Here is an 18,231-nt window from a genome sequence, read left to right on the forward strand (position 1 = left end):
AGCGAATATCATGAAAAGCATAGCGTTAATTGATCTGTTCAATCATGTACGTAAGCATTCTGTTTATTATCGGGAGCTCTACAAGTCCGTTCCTGATAACTGGACGCTACAAGATTTACCCTTAGTCGAACCCGGTAATTACTGGGTCGGCTCAGAAAATTTACAAACGTGGCCGGTGCTTACTGCCCCACTGGAAGGGGGGCATGTGTTTAAAACGGGTGGCTCAACCAGTGATGGTCGGCTGTCGGTTTTCAGCCAGCAAGAGTGGAAAGCATTTATCCAGTCTTTTGGCAAAGCTGTTGCCCGTCAGCTCCAGCCGGGAGATCGCGTCGCCAATTTGTTTTTTGCGGGCGATCTTTATACCAGTTTACTGTTTATTCATGGTGCTTTGTCTAACTCATCATTACCTATTGTGGAGTTTCCTTTCACTTGTAAAGTCGATGACAATTTGCTGGCTCACAACATTCAGCATCACAATATCAATGTGCTGGCAGGTGTTCCCGTCCAGCTCATCCGCTTTGCTCAATATCTGAAAGAAAACGGGCAGACTCTGCCAATGGTAGAAACCATTCTGTTTGGTGGCGAGAGCCTGTTTGAAGGGCAAATCGCAGCAATGCGGCAGGTTTTCCCGCAGGCTCGCTTTGGTTCTGTAGGCTGTGCCAGTGTTGACGGCGGGTTAATCGGCTTTGCTGATCCCGAATGTGGGCCGGGAGAACATCGGGTTTTCAGTGAAGAAACTGTTATTGAAATTATTGATGAGGTTACTCATGAGCCCATCACGGAACCGGGACACCGGGGAATGCTGGTGGTTACCAACCTACAACGGCAGCTAATGCCGGTACTCCGCTATCCTACCGGCGATCTGGCCTGCTGGTGTGAACCTGAGCAGACCCATCGTAAGTTTGCACTTCAGGGGCGTGCCAATCAGGGCTACCGGATCAGAGTGGGTGATCTTTCCTTATTCCCTGACGACTTAGCAACTCAGTTGTCACCGCAAACCGAACTACTCGCCTGGCAATTGGTACTATCTCAGGAAGAGTCGGAAGACAAAATCAGATTATTGGTGGCCAGCCCTGAACCCATTAATATCGAGAAAATACGCCATAATATGCTGCTGGCATTTCCGGGTCTGAACACAGCACATTTCCGGCAAAATATGCTGGAGATTGTTCAAACCAATATCGATGCAATGTATACCCACCCGCGTTCAGGCAAATTGCAGCGGGTTGTGGATCTGCGTAGTTATAATTGAAGGATAAAATTTATGACTACTTTTCCTTCAGCTATTTTGGATTCTGCTATTCAGATCCGCAGCTACCAATCGGGTGACAGCAAACATATCAGCAAATTATTCCGTGATATTTACGGTGATTCGTATGTTTATCCTGATATCTATCTGCCCAAATTGATAGACGATTATCAGACTACAGGAAAATGGTATTCCGCTCTGGCTTTTTCTCAGGGGCGGCTGATTGGTCATGCATCACTTGTGAAGGATGCGGTTCAGCAGGCTCAGGCAGAACTAGCTCTGGTTGCGGTATACCCAGAATTTCAGGGCAAAGGTATTGCTACCTCTTTGGGCAATTATTTATGCCACTATGCGAAAGAACAGCAATATCGTTTGCTGACGATAAAACAAGTTTGTTCGCATATGAAAAGTCAGTATTTAGCCCAGAATCTGGGCTTTTATTCAACCGCGCTGATGCTGGATTATGTCGATTCTCCCTTCGGGTTACCGGAGCCTGAAAGCATTGTTCAGGGTATTTTGCCACTGGAATCGTTTCCATTGCCTAAACTGAATTGGCCGCAATCCTGGCAGAACTGGGCCAACCAGATAAGCCAATATGTTGGTGAATCATCACCAGATCAACAACAAAAAGGCTGCAACCCTTTTACTTCCGGTGCATACGCGACTTCCCAGATAAAAGGACGACGTCTGGAAATCACATTGTATGAAGCTGATCCGGACTTCCTATCTGAGATCATAGATTACCCGGCTAATCAGCTAATCTATCTGAAACTTCCGGCTAATGAAGAAGCACTACAGTTCTACCCACAATTGCAAAAAGGCGGATTCCGCTTTGCCGGACTATGCCCTGACCCCCAAGAAGGGTGGTTTTTGCTCTGGCTACGGGGTTACCAACCAACGCTCTATAAGTTTTCCGATATCAGCATCCAGCATCTCTACCAAATGGAATTGGGAGAAACGACAGGGCACTCACGACAACCCCGCGTAAGTGAACTGATTCCGGGTTAAAACAGCTCGTCTAACTGCTCGAAGAATTCACGCTTGGCTGCGTTATCAAAGTCGCCAAGCGTATTAAGAAACTCCGCGGCTATATCCACTGAAATCTCTTCACGCAAGTTACGGTGCACAAATGCGATATCCAGCCAGCGATCAGCCACACCTCCCCGCCCAAGATCAATAAAGTACAAATCGTCATGTTCATCAACGAAGATATTGCTGTCACAGAGATCACCGTGGGAAAACGCTCGCTCCTCACTGGGTAAAGTGGCATGCAGATGCTTCAGCAAACTCTGCGGAGTCGTTATCCCCGGCCACTGTTCAAGATCATATTGCTCAGCACACAAACCGTGGTTCAGAAAATACTCAAGCTCATTGAGACGAAACCCCGCGCCAGAATCAAACGGACAATCAACAATAGGCACAGACTGCATCTGGCGGACAGCTTCGTGAAACAGTTCCAGTACCGGCTGTCGCGCCTTGAGGCGTTCGTATAATGGCTTACCGGGAACAGCGCGGGAGATCATAAATTCACCTCCTGAATTTTCTGCCACACAGACAACTTCCGCGACATTCAGGCGATCAGCCAGCCAATCCAGTACTGAGGCTTCCCGCATGACACTGTAAGTCGTATTGGCATAAACAGATGGAGAGTATTTGAGAAAAAACCGATCATTCCCGCGTATGAAGCTGTAAACACGACAAGGAGATTCACCAATTTTATCAGGGATTAAAGCAGAATTGCCGATAAAACAGTCAATAAATGGGGGCAGTTTAGGCAGCATTTATCTCCCTTTTGTCATTTGAATGACCTAAACACAATTTAATTCACAGGCTTGCCATCGAGCTACTCTATGTTCACTTATTTCTGCCATTTTCTTAACTAGATTCGTCAATGTTCTGATCAGAAAGCCGATCAGGATCTAATTTTGGTCAGAAAAACACTTTACAAATGATATTGAGAACGATTATCATTATTAACACTTTCAGTGCACCACCTTCAGGGTCATGTGAAAGTACGACATTGCTCACATTGCTTCCAGTGTTTACTTTATAGCCAGCATCTTGATGTTGGCTTTTTTTTATGCTTAATATCCTCTTTTTATTATTCAAAATTTTTGATTATTAATATTAAATTTCTAATATTTCATATTTAATTCCATCAACTAGACTATGAAAAAATGTTGAGGGATTTTGAAGATGATTTACCTACGTAAGGCTTCAGAACGAGGCCACGCTAATCATGGCTGGCTGGATAGCTGGCACACTTTTTCATTTGCACATTATTATGATGCCAACTTCATGGGCTTCTCTACCCTAAGAGTCATCAATGAGGACCTGATTGATGGTGGTCAAGGATTTGGCATGCATCCTCATCGTGATATGGAAATTCTGACTTATGTTCTGTCCGGTACAGTAGAACATCAGGATAATATGGGAAATCTGGGGCAAATATCAGCAGGCGAGTTTCAGATAATGAGCGCGGGTACTGGTATTCGCCACTCAGAATATAATCCACATCATGATAACCCTCTTCACTTATACCAAATCTGGATTATGCCAGCAGAAAATAATCTGACGCCCCGCTATGAACAACGCCGCTTTGAGTCGGAAAAAAACCACCAGCTCATACTTTCACCTGATGCCCGTGATGGTTCATTAAAGATATTTCAAGATATGACGTTATGGCGTCATACATTGAAACGTAGTGAAAGGTACGAATATCATATAGAAAAACCGCGAAAAATCTGGCTTCAAGTGGTTCACGGCGAAATCGATGTCAACGGTGTAAAAGCAGGGATTAGCGACGGTATCGCTATCAGGGATGAATCCGACATTCAGATAACTGCAAATCAACAGAGTGAAATCTTATTGTTTGATCTGCCGCCTAATTGATCACTCTTCCAAAAAGTAAGAAACGTCATAGTGATAAACCCCGCTAGTTTTTCAACGGGGTTTGTTAACAACTTGAAGTGGGATCGTTCTCCCACTTTATTTAATGCAGGTAGTCTGAAACTCTTACAACTTCGGCCCAGCTTTTACCAATGCAGCGCCAGCGGCGGTATCGGTATATTTGTCGAAGTTATTAATGAAACGCTCAGCCAGATCTTTGGCTTTAACATCCCACTCCGATTTATCTGCATAAGTATTGCGTGGATCAAGAATACCGCTATCAACACCCGGCAATGTCGTTGGGACAGTCAGGTCAAAAATCGGCAATTCGACGGTATCTGCATCTTCAATATCGCCACTTAGGATTGCATCAATAATCGCGCGGGTATCTTTGATAGAGATTCGTTTGCCTGTGCCGTTCCAGCCAGTGTTAACCAAATAGGCTTTTGCACCGGATGCCTGCATACGCTTAACCAGCACTTCAGCATACTGTGTCGGATGTAACGACAGGAATGCCGCACCAAAACACGCGGAGAATGTCGGCGTTGGTTCAGTGACACCACGTTCTGTTCCGGCAAGTTTAGCGGTAAAACCAGACAGGAAGTGATACTGAGTCTGTTCTGGCGTCAGGCGGGAAACAGGAGGTAATACACCGAAAGCATCAGCCGTCAGGAAAATAACTTTAGTTGCGTGTCCGGCTTTTGATACCGGCTTAACGATATTTTCAATATGGTAGATAGGATAGGAAACGCGGGTATTTTCTGTTTTAGAACCATCGTTGAAATCAACCGAGCCATCTGCCAGCACGGTGACATTTTCCAGCAGAGCATCACGGCGAATAGCGTCATAAATATCTGGTTCAGCTTCTTTCGACAGATTGATGGTTTTTGCATAACAACCACCTTCAAAGTTAAATACGCCGTCGTCATCCCAGCCATGTTCATCATCACCAATCAGTTTACGTTTCGGATCAGTGGAAAGCGTGGTTTTTCCTGTACCGGAAAGACCAAAGAAAACAGCAACATCACCCTGCTCACCCACGTTAGCGGAGCAATGCATGGAAGCAATACCTTTCAGTGGCAGCAGGTAGTTCATCATTGAGAACATGCCCTTTTTCATCTCACCGCCATACCAAGTACCACCGATCAATTGCATTCTTTCTGTCAGGTTAAAAGCAACAAAGTTTTCAGAGTTCAGGCCCTGCTCTTTCCATTGTGGATTCGTGCACTTAGCACCGTTCATCACAATGAAGTCCGGCGTGAAATCGATTAGCTCTTCATCCGAAGGGCGAATAAACATGTTTTTGACAAAATGAGCCTGCCACGCCACTTCTGTGATGAAACGCACTTTCAGGCGAGTATCCGCATTCGCACCACAGAACGCATCGACCACAAACAAACGTTTGCCTGAAAGCTGCTGAGTAACTAACCCCTTAAGATGAGACCAGGTTTCCTGACTGAGAGGTTTATTATCGTTCTTACCTTTTCCCTGATCTGCCCACCACACTGTATCGCGAGTCACTTCATCACGTACAATGTATTTATCTTTAGGAGAACGCCCTGTAAAAATCCCAGTATCTACTGCGACAGCGCCAAGGTTGGTCAATGTTCCTTTCTCATATCCCTGTAAAGAGGATTTAGTTTCTTCAGAAAATAACAATTCATAGCTTGGGTTATAGATAACTTCGCTGATATCACGAATACCATAAACCGCAAGCTCCTGCGCAGTAACGCCTGTAACGCTCATTTATTGCTCCTGATCAGTTAGATTTAATCTCTGTCTCAGCCGGAAATAATAAATAATTATGACTAATTAACCGCGATTGTTATCAAAAAATTGAAAACTTATTATTTTTTTTAGTGTTATATGAGACACAGAACACGAAACAAAAAATTTTTAATAATAAAAAGGGCGTATAAATACGCCCTCCAAAATCAATACATAAATACAATCAATATAATTATTATTGCTTCACTTCTTTTATTTTATTAATCGCTTTTTCATCGAAAATATAATGCATTCCACAGAACTCACATTCCATGTCAATTTTGCCATCTTTATGCAGAATATCTTGCAGATCCTCTTCTGGTAAAGTTGCCAGAGTATCGGCACAGCGTTGATGAGAACAGCCACAACGGAATTCAACCTGCTGAGGTTCATACAGGGTGACATCTTCTTCATGGTAAAGACGATACAGAATTTCTTTGATATCCAGTGTAAACAGTTCTTCACCTTTGATGGTTGTCGTGAGCTGAACCAGATGGTCAAGCATATCAACATCACCGGTTTGCGCGCTCGGCAAGCTCTGCAATAACATACCACCCGCCGCCATTTTGCCATCCTGTACACCTGTGCGGATGAACAAGCTGGTTGGTAACTGTTCTGACTGCCTGAAATAAGCATCCAGACATTCCACCAGCGTCTCTCCTTCCAGCGCTACAACACCCTGATAGCGCTCACCTTCTGTTGGCGTAACTGTAATGACCATATAACCATTACCAACCATATCACGCAGGCTGCTTTCAGCACTGATATCACCATCAATACGGGCAGTACCACGCATTTGTTGCTGGTTATTACCATTGATAACCGCCAGCTTAACTGGCCCGTCGCCCTGAATTTGTACGGTAATATCGCCGTTGAATTTCAGGGTCGCGGTCAACAGGCTGGTTGCGACCAACAATTCACCCAGCAACTGCTGTACAGGTTGAGGAAAATCGTGATTTTCCAACATCCGCTGGTAAGTCTCACTGACAGTAACAAGTTCACCCCTGACAGAATGACTTTCAAATAAAAAGCGGTGTAATTGGTCATGCTTGATCATAAATCTCTCTCATTTCACTGAGGCGGTTATTCCCTTTATCTTTCAAGCCGCCGCTTTGCTGGCAACGCGAAGCAACTCGAATTTAGTTAGGAATGTCCCGACTCATTTAATTTTGTATTCTTGAACTTAATCAGTGTACGCCGCTCTTTCTTGTCCGGGCGACGATCAGGATGTGGCATCGTTAGTGCATTCATTTTACGGGCTAACGCCATTTTTTCCCGTTTAATAATGCTTTCTTCCGTTTCCTGATAAAGCTGCTGGGCTTCTGTAGCACCACGCCTTTGGCTGCTGAGGGCCAGAACGGTAACTGTTCTCTCATCACTACCCTGACGCAGTTTAATGACAGCATTCAACTCAACCAGTTTACTCGGCTTTCCACGCTGACCATTATAATGGACTTTTCCTCCATCAATCATGTCACGCGCAGTGGAACGGGTTTTGTAAAAACGGGCTGCCCACAGCCACTTATCAAGGCGAACAGCTTGATCGTTGTCTGAATTAGGCATGATTGTTCTCTCTGATTGTTCTGTTTCAATATTAACGGGTAATGTGTAATAACAATACCTGATCGGAGATGACAAAAAACAGGTTCAGGGTAGCATAGCCCACCGAGTTATCGCTAACTCATTGGTGGTTGTTTCACATTGAAGCAACTATCGTAGTGCTGTTTTATCCGCAGCAAACGCTGTCTGTTTTTTTGTTTTTTCTGGATAACCAGTATCCCATTGACTATCAGCGTCGCCATAATTACCGCCAGAAAAAGGCAGCTACCCAGATAACGAATCAGTGTTATAGAATCAGGCTCACTGTGCAGCGTTATATGGCGGGTGCCATTTGCATCTTCCGATAACGCCGTGACGATGCCTTTCGTTTCAAATGGTACATGCGTCAACATTCCCGCCTGCCGTAATAATTCATGCCATTGCTGCAATGCATTGGAATCATAAGTAACAAACGATGAAATAGGATATTCAACTAATGGACGATTTTCATCACTAATCAATAAAACGCCCCCCGGTGGAGGACTGTTCAGGAGAATACTGTATCTATCCGTTTCCTGCTGGACAAATGAAGCTGCAGTGGAATCAACTAACTTTCCTAATGCATCCGCACTGACAGAACGTAGCAGAACCTTAGTTCCATTCAGTTTCCCTTTTTCAGCCTGACTTAGGAGATTATCCCAACTTTTGGCATTACTTAAATTGACGAGTGCATTTTTCAGCCGGTTACAATCGCCTTCCTTGAAGCAAAGCGCATTCGTCTTCAAAATAATCTGAGGAAAATTGTCGAGCAATATCATTCCCGATTTAGTAATCACTTCATTCAGGCCGGGATTATATTTCCGGGCATGCTCCATAGGACGCAATTGCTCATTCACTGTTGTCAGTAACGCCGAAGCTTTATTAATAATCTCCGATTCCGGAATAGGTAATGAGCTGCCATTGTTCCAATAGATACCAAGGCAATCAAACGGTAAAAAAGAAAAATCATCCGGGGAAGAAAGTGTCCCTGATTTTGGTGGCATGTAACACATTCCCGTACCTTTAACCCTCAGTACATCCCCTTCCCGCAGTGGTATATTCGATAACTCACCGGCATCAGTAATGACTGTGGTGTTATTGCCATGCAGCCACGCGAAACTTAATCGCATCGATAGGCTAACCGGCTGATAAAGATACAGTATAAGCATGGCTAAGATAGAAAACACCACCAGCATCTGATTCTTCTGGTAACGTTGATAAGGGTAAAGCCTTTCCTCCTCATTCAATGAAAGATGCTGCCCCTGACGGACAACATGGCCATTGGAGTACATTTCTACATCAGTATTTTTATCAAGTTCATGCGCAACATACGGCTCCCAATGAACAGGATAAATGAGATCAACGCCTCCCAGAGAGATGTTCTTCTTGTTTTCCGGCTCAAATTCACTGAATACCCCCCAGCGTTTCAGAATGCCGCTGAAGCAGCTTATATTCAAATAATTACGTGCAGAGGGTAATCTGAAAAACGGCCAGAAACTGGCAAGAATAAACAGCACAGAAACCAGCATCAGCCACGGCAATAGTGGAGAAGGAACAAAAAGCGCCAGAAACCACAACGATAAGCCAACACACATCAGCACACCTTCCTGAATACCTGTTGAGTGACGCAGGCGATACTCTTCCGGGGTTTCTTTACGCAGGTACAGCAGGTTAGCATTCGAATTACCGTTTTTCTGAATTGAAGCGTGCTCTGCTTTTTTGATACTCGGTGTAACCAGCAGGTCTTGCTGATAGTCTGTCAGACTGTGACCATTTACCGCAATGACCAGCGGAATTGAAGAAGTTTCAACAATATCGATTGTATTTCGCTGATTAACGAAAGGTTCAAGCAAGGCTGGAAAATAGATTTCTGTTTCATCGAGATAGTAACGCCAGTGCTGCGTTTCCCCGGAAACAGCAGAAAAGCGGGTGATAGTATGGCTGATGGTATAAACGTTATTATCCCTGATGGGAAATATCGGGTAGCCGGATACGTAGCTTCTGTCTAATTTCGTCTGGGGTAAGATATTTTTCAAATAAGATTCAATAACCTGAAATTCGACTGCACTCAACTTACGACTGACTGTGTTAGTCTTCAATGACATATAACGCGCGTTATCAGACCGCCTCCATCTGAAAGTCAGAAAGGAAGCCATTATAGTCAGGCTAATAATAAAAATAGCCAATATAATGACCAGTGAGCTCATTTGTTCTCCACGCCCATGACAGCAGGTAAGAAACTGACAAAATAACAATCGAAAGAAACCCGCAGAATCAGGTTATTCCTATTCTCGACTTCTATTTTTAATTTTATTTACAACATGTTATATAAATTTTCTCACACCAATTCACAAAAAACAGCATTTTATGCAAAGTAAGACCATAACAAAAATACATACAAGCGATAATCGCTATCATTTACTAACATAATCAGCCATATTAAAGCAAAGTTTAAATACGCAACAACCATCAGGGGCAAGCATGATTGAACTGAAAAAGCCTAAAATATTGAATATAAATGATATTGCCCATTCTCGTTTATTCAACATCCAGTCCGTCGATCTTGAATTCAGTAATGGTGCCAGACGTATTTATGAACGAATGAAACCTGCCAATCATGAAGCGGTTCTCATTATTCCGGTAATTGGTGATGACTTACTTCTGATACGTGAGTACGCCGTCGGTATTGAACAATATGAATTGGGTTTTCCTAAAGGCGCGATTGATGCAGGGGAAAGTATTCTTGAAGCGGCTAATCGTGAATTAAAGGAAGAGGTGGGATTAGGTGCCAGAAAACTGGAGTTGTTGAAAAAATTGACGATGGCGCCTTCTTATTTTTCCAGCAAAATGAATATCGTGATTGCACAGGATTTATACCCCGAAGATCTGGAAGGAGATGAACCGGAACCACTGGTACAGATCCGCTGGCCGATAGCAGACATGATGTCACTACTGGAACACCCCGATTTCAACGAAGCCAGAAATGTCAGCGCTTTATTTTTTGCACAACGATATCTGAATGAAGCATGTTAAGACTACATTTACAGCAGCGCTGATGGCTTATCTGAATAATTGAAATTAATAATATAACTTTATGAAAAAGGGGTATTGGAGACAACTATCTTTAATACCTATTTTTTCACTATACTGAGCATACACAAAAGAATTCACTTTATTAAAAATAACAAATAAACATATTTATTATTATTTAAAAATTAATACCCGCAATCGCGATATTCCTCTGACAATCCCTTTATGATTCATTTAATAAACTCAATTTTAAAAATCCCATTGAAATAAAATAACTTTTTAATAAACGATCAGATCCGAAATATATTTTAGGCTGGATAGCTCACAATAACAGGCCATAGTGTAACCGTTTTAATAGCGCCAGAAACATAACTTAATGTTATGAGAAAGGTGTTACGAAGAATAGAAGTGCTGTTTTCTTTTAATCGAATTTCTATTTCAAAGGTAATCATGTATGGCAAATAATATAAATTCACAGATTAGTTATAAGACACTCTTTAACGATAATCAGGATCTTTATTGTTTTCCGGGTTTACCCGAAGCCAATGACGGGCCGTTAGCCTATCTGGTTGAGCTGTACCAACAGATTCAGATGTTTGAAAAAGATGCAGACAAAGAAAGTGCCCGTTTTCTCAGCCAACGGCGGGCTGATATCGAAAAATTATTGCTCGATAGCACTAACCTCAATCAGACCAGTAGCCTGTTACCACTCGTCATTGAAGCTCTGGCCGAAAAAGTCAAAACTCATATCAATAATAACCAGCCTTTGACCCATTCTCTGGCTGATATTCATTACCCGCTTTCGTTGCCATTCCACTTTCCGCTCAAGCAAACGACAACCGTATTAGCAAAAAAAGAGATCCCATTACTGGATTTGATCCAACGGGCAGACAGCAAGTATCCCAATTTTATCGATGACAATCTGAGTGCTGACTCGCTGCAAACAGCAATGATGATAAGCAGCACACTGGCACCAAAACTTCAGGCATTATTGCTGGAAAAATCACAAAGCAGCCAGAAAGATTTCTTCGAAAAATATTACGGTATCAAAGGAGATACAGCCAAAGCCGCAGGATCTCTGGAGCGTCTTACCAGATTCACTCAACAAACCGGCCTGACGTCTCAGGAAGCGGAATCGTTGCTTGCGGTTAACGGAATAGCCGAAGAAACCAAGACTCACAGTATCGTCACCTACTCCGGTAACGTCACGAAACCGGATAATGCGGATAAACAATTTCCCTCCGGGGCCAACTATGCCGCTTCCTATATCAACGCAGGTAAAGCCCCCGCTCTCTATCTGGAAAAAACAAAAGATAAAGACACGGCAAAAGATGTTATCCGGATTAAAGAAGCCAGTAACGATAACTTTGACCGTATCCAGCGTTTTCTTCATATCCAGAAAGCATTAAAACTCAGCTATGAAGATCTAGATCTATTATTGGCAACAGCCAGTAAAGCAGAAAAACAGACTGAGTTTTTAATAACAGAAGCAACTCTGCGCACGTTGGGAGTATTTCTGCATTTTCAGCAGGAATATAACGTCACCGCGGAGCAATTTGCCGCTTTTATCGGCCAAGTAACTCCCTACTCTCTTGAGAACAAACTCTCTTTCTTTGATCAGCTTTTCAATGCGCCGGGATTGTCACAACAGGCATCTTCTTCATTTGTGCTGGTTCTGGATGATAAAGAATTTGATCCCGCCGCGACCGAAGGCATCGATGCACTGACTATCAACCAGTTATGCCGGGGGTTGAATATTGATGATGCAACCTGCCAGATATTACTTTCTTTCGTTATGCAGGCACAGAACCTGAGCAAGCCCAAACGTTCGCTGGATGTTGTTTCCGCCCTGTATCGTCTGGTTGCCATACCCCGCATATTGCGCATGTCAGTGAAAGAAGGTCTGGGGCTATTGTTGCTATTGAACCGCGATAATCCGAACTATCTGCAACAACTGGCAGGTATTCCGATATTAGCTAAAGACGCTAAAGCCATTGATATTCTCGATGTACTTATCGCTGTCATGAATGCCACGCAATGGATTAAGCAGCATAATCTATCTCCCTTGTCCCTTAACCTATTACTGATGCCTTATCAGTCCGGCAGCAATACCTCTGCTGATATTGAAAATATTGATTGGATTAAAAAAATCAGATCCGTTATTCCCAGTGCAAACGATGCCTTACTGAGTGAAGATAAAATCGCTTCTGCCATGCAGGGGTTTCAGGCAAAAAACACATCCGTCATTTGGATGACTGCGCTCGCCAAACTGGTGGATACACAATTCGGTATTATTCTAGACAGTGTAATTTCAACTAGCGGCGAGAGCGAAAAAGCCCTGTTCAATGAAGTGAATAAAATACTCAAAGATCTGGCTCAGGAAGCCGCATGGAAACAACAGGGGGATATCTGGACGCAAAATCTGGTAACGTTACTGACCAATGCGTTTATTGCTCAGCAAGATCTCATTATTAACGCCGTTAATCATGTATTTGGCATTGATAATACACTTTCCCTACCGCTATTACGCTGGACAAACAACAAACAAGCTGATTTTCTGCGTAATACCATAGCACTGTCCCGCAATTTAGGTGATCAACAACGCAAAGATAAAGCTGTTGCTGCATGGTACGATCTCAACCGTTACGCCGCGATTTGCAATATATTCAAACTGACAGAAAAAAGCATAGAAACCCTGATTGACCATCCGGATTGGTTCAAACTGCAAAAAGATGGCAAACTCCGCGCCCTTGATCTGACCTTCCTCCATCGCCTGAGCCGCTATAGTGATTGGCTGAGTTTATTACCTGAGAATAAAACAGAAGACGATGTTATTTATTATCTGCGTCAGGCCAACCAAATCGGTCAGAACCCACCTGCTACAAACGTCTGGACCTCAGAGCAGGCAGCCGCAAATCTGGCTGAATTAATAGGCTGGTCAGATAAAGAAATCCTTCGCGTAACACAATACTTTGCGCCGAAAGTGGCACAAAACATTGTCGGCATCAGTAACGTGATGCGGCTAAAAGCACTAGCAGAGAAAAGCGAAATGTCAGTTCAGCCATTATTAGATGTGGCTAAACTGAGCACCACATCCAGTTATGATCACTGGCATCAAGTCAGTAGTGCTTTATTTGCCGCTATTAATCCCAAAGATCAATCCCAACCGGAAGGTTTACTCAATGAACTCTGGCGTGATGCACTGGTAGATTACCTTTTACGACGCTGGGCACCTTCTGATGATTCATTGTCAGATATCGTCACCATTGAAGACCTTTCAAACTATTTTCTGACTGATATACAGGTAGCCGCAGAAGTTGATACCAGCCGGGTAGCTTTCGCTATCGCCAGTCTGCAACGCTATTTGTTCCGTCTCTTTTCCTGTATGGAAATAGGCTATGGTGTGCAAACTATTTCAGATGAACGTGTTGAAAACTGGAATCGGTATCTGAGCCAATACAGTCACTGGCAAGTTTTACAGAGACAAAACAACTTCCCGGAAAACTTTATTGACCCAGCCCGTAGGCTACGTAAAACCCGCGCATTTACCGATTTGGAAAATGATTTAGGCCAGTCTCGTTTAAATAACGACATGATCCAAACCGCTATCCTACGTTACCTGACAGAATTTGAACGAATCAGTAACTTACAATTAATTAGTGGTTATATCAACGGTACAGATCCAGCGAGTGATAGCTATCATTTTATTGGCAAAAATAATGCTGAACCAGTGGAATATTACTGGCGATCACTTGATATCAGCCTACGTGACAGCAATAACGTCATTAGCCCACTAGCTTGGCGTGAATGGGAAAAAATCACTCTTTCGCTATCAGGAACCTTACTGGCAATCCGGCCAATTGTTATTTCTGGTCGTCAATATGCCATCTGGGTTGAACGTGAAGCCACTCCATTGATGGGAGTTGATCAAAAACCAACGGATTACCGTGCCATCAATGTGAAATTTACCTTCAAGCAAAGCAACGGTGAATGGAGCGCACCTAATATGTTATTCCGTCTGGATGGTACAGACTCTAATGGTGAATATCCGACCAAAGACGGTAAGCGAATTCTTGATAAGGATAATCCTTACCTGAAAGATGAAAAATACAAACCAGCATTGATTGCAATGGTAGATGTACAGCGTGAAGATGATCCGTGGATGGGAGTCTTGTTATATGATTCAACAAAAACAGATACCAGCATTTGGAAGAAAAATACAGATTACTACCTTGAGTTACGCGATTTACTACTGGTAGATAAAAAAACTCTCGATGAAGATGGTGAAATAAACCTCATTAATACTTGGCATAAAATCTTCAAGAATCCTGATACATTACAGCACCATTATGCGGGTACGCAAAAATTTATCATATTAAAACCTGCTGAAAATAACCTCTATACTAACTTGTTATTAAAAGCCAAACTTAACGAGGATGGAACGAAAATCATTCTGAATGGTTTTAATACATTGATTAAACAAAACCCTATAGATATGGGCACTAGGAATTGGGTGAAAGTTGATATAAACAATACGTCATCACTCCCCTCTAAAGAAGTTAACACAGAAATTCACAATAATGATATGCACATTAAAGTACAAATTCCAGCAAGTGATAACAGTATAAAAACATTTAATTTTGAATGGCTGGGAGAAAAAGAACCAGAGAACACGTACTCTATTCTATATAATCAAATTGAATTATTTAAGATATCATCTAGCGAGTGGACAAACAAAAAAATAACAAAAAGCGTTAACTTTAAATGGATAAATGAATCAACATATCAAAAAAGCACTCAATGGAGTGACAATATTGACAAAAAAATATCTATTTTGACTGAAAAAGAATCTTATTTATCAGGAATAAATATTTCAATCGGCAATAGATGGAGAAACACAGAAACAGAATTAACTCTAAAACTTAATAAGCCTTATCACAAAGAATTAACTAAGAAAAAAAACAAACTAAATGGTAAGGCATCCACTGGTGAAATTATCTTTGATCTTATTTCAGAAGAAGAGCAATATAATTTTACATTCTCTTCCACGCTAGAGGTACAAATAACGGATAAGTATAGCCCATACGGTAATGGTATTTATACTTTGCATACAGGAGAAATTTCTAATGAATATCAATTAACTGTAACAGATATCGATAAGGTATCTTCAATTACATTACGCCGGACTGACAAACAAGCTCAATATTTAGATATGCAGAGTCTGAACTTTAGTTTTAATGCTATCCGTTTAAATACTCTCTTTGGTAAACAATTAGTTGCTCGAGCCACCCAATCCATCGATCGAGTTCTGGCATGGGATACTCAATCTTTATCTGAACCTGAACTGGATGATACACATCCTCCAGTAAAAGTTGACTTTCACGGAGCCAACGGACTCTATTTCTGGGAGTTATTTTTTCATATGCCTTTTTTGGTCTCATCGCGGCTTAGTGAAGAACAGCGCTTCTATGATGCCCGTTATTGGTTGCTCAAATATCTATTTAATCCTTATGGGACTATCAGAATGTGGAATTCTCGTCCCATAATAGAACCCGGCAGTAATTTACCTCAAATAAGAAACTATGATCCTGATACGATTGCTTATAGCCTGCCTATTTATTACCAGAAAGCATTATTTCACTTTCTAATCAGGCTCTGGATACAAGAAGGGGATAACCTGTATCGGCAGTTGACAAGAGATAGCCTCAACGAAGCAGGATTATGTTATCAACAAGCACTATTACTACTTGGCACATTACCGGAAGGTCTGGATGCAACTCACTGGCATCCGATGACTCTTGAAGAGATTAAAACTTCCTTTAAACCCCAAATATCACTCGTTAATAGCTTATTTAAATCACCCTTTAATAACCAATTAATTAACGCTCAAAAAACACTGGAAAATAGACTCCACAACCTGCGTCACGGCTTGACTCTGGACGGAAAAATACAGCCTTTACCTCTTTATTCCAGTATTGCAGATTCGAATAGTCTAGCACTAAGAAACTCAGCGTATGCCAACAATTTACCAAGCAATCTACAGCAACAAGTCCCGTCATATCGCTTCCCCATTATGCTAAGACGTGCTAGTGAAGCCGTGAAGCAACTCACTGAAATGGGACACCGATTATTTCAGGCGATTGAAAGCAAAATTAATATAGAGCAAAAAGTGCTGGAACAATCACACGTTCTCAGATTATCTGCTTTTGCCATTGAACTACAACAGGAAGCCGTTCAGATTGCCAAACTGGGTAAAGCGACTCTGGAAGAGAGTAAAAAGATGGCGCAAGAAAGGCATGAACATTACCACAATCTATATGAAGAAAATCTTTCTGCTCTGGAAACATCCGCGCTGGCAATAAAAACATCAGCAGAAGCAGTCAAAGCAGCAGCATCTCCTTTTTATGCCGCTGGTGCCGCACTGGAAGTTGTTCCTAATATTTTTGGTCTGGCTGTTGGTGGAGGAAAATACGCCGCTCCGATTAAAAATGCAGCCATCATTTCTGAATTGATTTCCAGTGTATTAGCTCTTACGGCTGACAGGCTTCAGGACAGCGCAGACTACGAACGTCGCCGTCAAGAATGGGAAATTGAATATAAACAGGCTCAAAGTGAAATCAATATCATCGAGAGTCAGTTACAAGAACAGGAATTACTCATCAAAAGTGCTAATACAGCTCTGCGGGAAGCTCAGGCTCAACAATCCGCAGCCCGTGAGCTATATGAATTTATGACCAGCGGATTTTTGATCGTTCCCACCTACCAATGGCTGATGGGGCGTCTGGCTGCCCTGTATGCTCCGGCTTATGACGCAGTTCTCTCCATGTGCCTGATGGCAGAAAGTAGCTGGCGCTATGAAGTCGGAGATTACAAGCGCCAAGGCTTTATCAAGACCTCTGCATGGAACGACTCTTATCGTGGGCTACTGGCCGGGGAATCATTACAGCTGGATCTGCTGCAAATGGAAAACGCATGGCTACAGCGCAATGAGCGCCGTCTGAATATTAAGAAAACGGTCTCCCTCAGTTCATTACTGACGAGCGGCGGGTTAAGAAAACAGATCGATAATAAACAATCCATCAGCTTTACCCTGAATTCAAAACTGTTTGATGACAATTATCCCGGCCATTATCTGCGTCAGATTAAACGGATTTCCGTTTCAATCTCTCTGGATACTCTGAATCTTGGCTCTGTCCTGTCATCAGAGATTAGTGCGATCCTGACCCAGACCAGTAGTTCTACCTTAACACATCCGGATATGGACGGAGTTAATTGGCTCTATGATCCAAACAGGAAAGCAGGTAACAGCAAAAATGTGGTTAATAATCTGCGCGCTCAACAGCAAATCGCTCTTTCTTCTTTGAGTGATGATGATGGCAGTGTGGCGAAAGAAAATTGGCTATATACCCTGATGTTTGATGATGACCGTTATCTGCCGTTCGAAGGTACAGGCGCTATTTCCACCTGGACACTTGAGTTCCCTGATCAGGATGTAATCGATAACATATTTTATTATCCGGGGCTCGTACCTGTGTGGCGGTTAAAAGATATCAATATTCATATTCACTACACCGCTGTGGATGGCGGTAAACCATTCGCAAAAGCTGTGAAAGATAAAATGAATAAATAGCCGTTATGCTATAAAAATTAATAAATAACCTATAACAAAAGGCTCCGTCAGGAAACTGACAGAGCCTTTTTATCTCGGTTTAATACCT

General features: G+C 42.5%; 10 protein-coding genes. 5 read left to right on the top strand and 5 right to left on the bottom strand.

The features are described 5' to 3' along the window. Positions 1–10: 10 nt before the first annotated feature. Both AACS90_RS09395 and AACS90_RS09400 read left to right on the top strand, forming a co-directional pair. Positions 11–1,252, top strand: coding sequence for a phenylacetate--CoA ligase family protein (locus AACS90_RS09395; RefSeq protein ID WP_099120430.1), 1,242 nt, complete (start codon positions 11–13; stop codon positions 1,250–1,252). Positions 1,253–1,264: 12 nt separating this feature from the next. Next, positions 1,265–2,257, top strand: coding sequence for a GNAT family N-acetyltransferase (locus tag AACS90_RS09400; protein ID WP_099120431.1), 993 nt, complete (start codon positions 1,265–1,267; stop codon positions 2,255–2,257). Here the strand turns inward: AACS90_RS09400 and AACS90_RS09405 are convergent. Next, the gene (locus AACS90_RS09405; protein WP_099120432.1) at positions 2,254–3,030 is read right to left on the bottom strand and encodes an APH(3') family aminoglycoside O-phosphotransferase; all 777 of its coding nucleotides are present in this window, start codon (positions 3,028–3,030) and stop codon (positions 2,254–2,256) included. The two genes, AACS90_RS09400 and AACS90_RS09405, sit on opposite strands and share 4 nt — an antisense overlap. Before the next feature lie 415 nt (positions 3,031–3,445). On the opposite strand from AACS90_RS09405, the gene AACS90_RS09410 reads away from it, so the two are divergent. Next, positions 3,446–4,141, top strand: a complete 696-nt coding sequence (locus AACS90_RS09410; protein WP_099120433.1) for a pirin family protein — start codon at positions 3,446–3,448, stop codon at positions 4,139–4,141. Positions 4,142–4,264: 123 nt separating this feature from the next. Here the strand turns inward: AACS90_RS09410 and pckA are convergent, their stop codons facing one another. The 4 genes from pckA to AACS90_RS09430 form a co-directional block, all read right to left on the bottom strand. Then, positions 4,265–5,884 (bottom strand): phosphoenolpyruvate carboxykinase (ATP), encoded by a 1,620-nt coding sequence (gene pckA, locus AACS90_RS09415; protein WP_099120434.1) that lies wholly within the window; start codon positions 5,882–5,884, stop codon positions 4,265–4,267. A 217-nt stretch (positions 5,885–6,101) separates the two neighbouring features. Beyond that, on the bottom strand, positions 6,102–6,962 hold the full coding sequence (gene hslO / locus AACS90_RS09420) for an Hsp33 family molecular chaperone HslO (protein WP_099120435.1): 861 nt from the start codon (positions 6,960–6,962) through the stop codon (positions 6,102–6,104). Between the two features lie 86 nt (positions 6,963–7,048). Next, entirely contained in the window at positions 7,049–7,468 is a 420-nt protein-coding gene (hslR, locus tag AACS90_RS09425; protein ID WP_099111038.1) for a ribosome-associated heat shock protein Hsp15, read from the bottom strand. A 113-nt stretch (positions 7,469–7,581) separates the two neighbouring features. Then, positions 7,582–9,690 (bottom strand): IgaA/UmoB family intracellular growth attenuator, encoded by a 2,109-nt coding sequence (locus AACS90_RS09430; protein ID WP_099120436.1) that lies wholly within the window; start codon positions 9,688–9,690, stop codon positions 7,582–7,584. Between the two features lie 274 nt (positions 9,691–9,964). On the opposite strand from AACS90_RS09430, the gene nudE reads away from it, so the two are divergent. Continuing rightward, positions 9,965–10,516, top strand: coding sequence for an ADP compounds hydrolase NudE (gene nudE, locus AACS90_RS09435; protein WP_099120437.1), 552 nt, complete (start codon positions 9,965–9,967; stop codon positions 10,514–10,516). A 451-nt stretch (positions 10,517–10,967) separates the two neighbouring features. Next, the gene (locus AACS90_RS09440) at positions 10,968–18,143 is read left to right on the top strand and encodes a Tc toxin subunit A-related protein (protein ID WP_099120438.1); all 7,176 of its coding nucleotides are present in this window, start codon (positions 10,968–10,970) and stop codon (positions 18,141–18,143) included. The last annotated feature ends 88 nt before the right edge of the window (positions 18,144–18,231 follow it).

The organism is Xenorhabdus sp. KK7.4, assembly GCF_963876465.1.
Lineage (GTDB): Bacteria > Pseudomonadota > Gammaproteobacteria > Enterobacterales > Enterobacteriaceae > Xenorhabdus > Xenorhabdus stockiae.